This window comes from Streptomyces calidiresistens (assembly GCF_014141525.1).
GTDB classification, from domain to species: Bacteria; Actinomycetota; Actinomycetes; order Streptomycetales; family Streptomycetaceae; genus Streptomyces; species Streptomyces calidiresistens.
Genome location: NZ_VKHS01000562.1, coordinates 1 through 3,734 on the forward strand (window position 1 = coordinate 1; position 3,734 = coordinate 3,734).

Below are 3,734 nucleotides of genomic sequence, written 5' to 3' on the forward strand. Positions count from 1 at the left end.
GGGTCGGGGCGGTTCCCGGTACCGGGAACCGCCCCGACCCCGTCCGATCGGCGGGGATCAGCCGTGCCAGGAGCGCCACAGGGCCGCGTAGGCGCCGTCGGCCGCCACCAGTTCCCGGTGTCCGCCCAACTCCGTGATCCGTCCCTTCTCCACCACGGCGATGACGTCCGCGTCGTGCGCGGTGTGCAGGCGGTGGGCGATGGCGATCACCGTGCGTCCCTCCAGCACGGTGGACAGGGAGCGCTCCAGGTCGCGGGCCGATCGCGGGTCGAGCAGGGAGGTGGCCTCGTCCAGCACGAGGGTGTGCGGGTCGGCCAGCACCAGGCGGGCCAGCGCGATCTGTTGGGCCCTGGCGGGGGAGACCGCCGTGCCACCCGAGCCGACCTCGGTGTCCAACCCTTCCGGCAGGGCGGCGGCCCAGCGTTCCGCGTCCACGGCGAGCAGCGCCGCCCACAGTTCCTCGTCGGTCGCCTCCGGTCGGGCCAGCCGCAGGTTGTCCCGCAGCGGGCCGACGAAGACGTGGTGTTCCTGGTTGACCAGTGCCACGTGGCGTCGCACCCGCTCCACCGGCATCGCGGCCAGTGAGGCCCCGCCCAGGGTGACCGACCCGGCCCGGGGGGCGTGGATGCCCGCGAGGAGCCGTCCCAGGGTGGACTTCCCGGCCCCGGAGGGCCCCACCAGGGCCACCCGGGTGCCGGGCGGCACCCGCAGCGAGACGTCGTGCAGCACATCGGTGCCCTCGGTGTAGGCGAACCGCACCTCGCGGGCGTCCACGACCCGATGGGAGTCGGGTTCCCGGTCCTCCCCGTCCTCGGCGACCCCGGCCCGCTCCGGCTCGATCTCCCGGATGCCGACCAGACGTGCCAGGGAGACCCTGGCGACCTGCAGCTCGTCGAACCAGCGCAGGATCATCCCGACGGGTTCCACCAGCATCTGGGCCAGCAGCGCCCCGGTGACCACCCGCCCCACGGGCAGCCAACCCTGCAGGACGAAGACGCCGCCGACCGTCAGGACACCGCCGAGGACCATGACGTGGTAGACGTTGATCGCCGGGATCAGGACCGAGCGCAGCCACAGGGTGTACCGCTCCCAGGCGACCCACCGGCCGATCCGCCGTTCGGACAGGGCGATCCGGCGGGGCTCCAGGCGGTGTGCCTCCACGGTGTGGCCCGCGTCCACCGTCTCGGCCAGGGCCCCGGCCACGGCGGCGTACCCGGCGGCCTCGGCCCGGTAACCGGCCGGGGCGCGCCGGAAGTACCACACGCAGACGGCCAACAGCAGGGGCAGGGCGACCAGGATGCCCAACCCCAGGGGTGGGGCGACCACCACGATGCCGGCCAGCAGCAGGGCCGCCCACACCACCGCGATGGCCAGTTGCGGGACGGCCTCGCGCATCGCCTGCGCCAGGCGGTCGATGTCGGTGTTGACGCGGGCCAGCAGATCGCCGGTACCGGCCCGTTCCAGGACGCCCGGCGGCAGGGCCACCGATCGCACCAGGAAGTCCTCGCGCAGGTCGGCCAGCATCCGCTCGCCGAGCATCGCCCCGCGCAGGCGCACCAACCGCACGAAGACGGCCTGGACGAGCACCGCGAGGGCGAAACCCGCCAGGATCGGGCCGGGGTCGATCTCCCGGGTGTCGTCCGCCAGGCCCTGCACCACGCCGCCCAGCAGCCAGGGACCGACCATCGAGGCGATGACGGCGACGGCGTTGACCGCCACCAGGATCGCCATGGCCCGGCGGTGGCGGACCAGCAGCTCCCTCACGTAGGCGTGCACGGTCGCGTCGCGGGCCACCGGCAGGGTGGTGGTGTCCCCCTCCCGGCCGGGGTCGTGTTCGGGGGGGCGCACCCCGATGGTGACGGTCACGCGTTCTCCTCCACGTGCAGGGACTCGGAGCGGACCGCTGTCCGGTCGGCGGCGGGGTCGGAGGGGTCGGCCCCGGTGTCCCGACCGACCACGGCCCGGTACCCGGGGACATCCCTCCACAGGTCGTGGTGGGTGCCCTCGGCGGCGACCCGGCCGTCGAGCAGCAGCACCACCCGGTCGGCGTGCTCCAACAACAGGGGGCTGGAGGTCAGGACCACCGTGGTGCGGCCGGCGCGCAGCTCGCGCAGCGCGGCGCCGATGCGGGCCTCGGTGTGGGCGTCCACCGCGGAGGTGGGTTCGTCCAGCACGAGGACGGGCGGATCGGCCAGCAGGGAGCGGGCCAGGGCCAGCCGCTGGCGCTGACCACCGGACAGGGAGCGACCGCGCTCGGTGATCCGCCCCAGCAGGGGGTCGCGCGCGGCTTCCGGGGAGGTGTGGGCCAGGGAATCCAACACATCCGAACACGAGGCGGCGGCCAGGGCGGTGGCCGCGTCCACCCTGCCGGAGGCGGGGACGTCCAGCAGTTCCGCGAGGGTTCCCGACAGCAGCACCGGGTCCTTGTCCTGGACCAGCACCGTGGCCCGCACCACGGCCCGGGGCAGTTCGGAGGCGGGGTGGCCGTCGATCTCCACGGACGGGGACGCGCTCCCCTCGTCCTCGTCCGGGGGCCGGCCGCCGAGCCGGGCGGCCGGCCCCTCCGCGCCGTCGGCGTCGCCGTGGACCACGGCGGTGAGCCGGCCGGCGGGGGCGGTCAGCCCGGTCAGCGGGTCGTGCAGGGCGGGGGGCCCGGAGGGCTCCGGAACCCCGTCCCCGCCGGTCGTGTCCCCCCGTCGCATGGACAGCACCCGTACGGCGCGTCGGGCGGCGGGTCGGGAGAAGGCCCAGGCCATCGCGCCCTCCTGGAACAGGCGCAGGGGAAAGAGCAGGAAGAGCACGGCCCCGTAGACGGTGACCAGCCCGCCGGGGGTGATCGCCCCGTCGGCGGCCAGCCGGTGTCCCTGCCACACGACGACCAGCAGCAACGTGCCGGGGACCGCCACCTGGAGGGCGTCGATCAACGACCACATGCGGGCGGTGTGCACCGAGGCGACGCGCAGCTCGTCGGAGGCACGCCGGTAGCGGCCCAGGAACAGTTCCTCGCCGCCGATGCCGCGCAGCACGCGCAGACCGGCGACGGTGTCGGAGGCCAGCTCGGCGGCGCGTCCGGAGCGCGCGCGCTCGCGGTCGGCCCGTCGGGTGGCGGCGGGCACGAGGGGGAAGACCGTGAGCATCACCGCCACGATGCCGAGCACCACGATCAGGCCCAGCCGCGGTTCGTGGAGGACCAGACCGGCGCAGACGGCGCCCGTCACGACCACGGCGGCCGAGAAGCGGGAGGCGGACTCGACGAGCCAGCCGATCTTCTCCACGTCACCCGTGGAGACCTTGACCACCTCGCCGGCGGCCACCCGGCGGGTGAGCACCGCGCCGAGCCGTGCGGTGTGGCGGGCCAGCAACTGCTGGACCCGGGCGGCCGCGGTGATCCAGTTGGTGACCGCGCTGCGGTGCAGCATCGTGTCGGCGACGGCCATGACCAGGCCGAGACAGGCCAGCAGCAGACCGGCGCGCACCAGCCCGGCCGCGGAGGACTCGACCGCCGCCTGCACCGCCGCGCCCACGACGACGGGCAGGCAGGCGACGGCGCCCATGTGCAGGGTTCCCCAGCACAGGGCCTTGGTCTGACCGCGCAGTTGTCGGCGGAAGAGCCACAGGAGGAAGCGGGGACCGGACCGGGTGTCCGGTTCCCCGGGGTCGGGATGCGGAAGATCGCGAAGGCGCATGACGTCCCGGGTTTCGTGCGGGTGGGATGACGGGGGGCCGAAAGGGGG

Annotated in this window: 2 protein-coding genes; both read right to left on the reverse strand. The window is 74.8% G+C overall.

The annotated features are described in order from the left end of the window. Positions 1 to 57: 57 nt before the first annotated feature. Entirely contained in the window at positions 58 to 1,866 is a 1,809-nt protein-coding gene (locus FOE67_RS19575; protein WP_438874257.1) for an ABC transporter ATP-binding protein, read from the reverse strand. Continuing rightward, positions 1,863 to 3,686, reverse strand: a complete 1,824-nt coding sequence (locus tag FOE67_RS19580) for an ABC transporter transmembrane domain-containing protein (RefSeq protein ID WP_182666103.1) — start codon at positions 3,684 to 3,686, stop codon at positions 1,863 to 1,865. The genes FOE67_RS19575 and FOE67_RS19580 overlap by 4 nt, the downstream gene beginning before the upstream one ends. Positions 3,687 to 3,734: the final 48 nt, after the last annotated feature.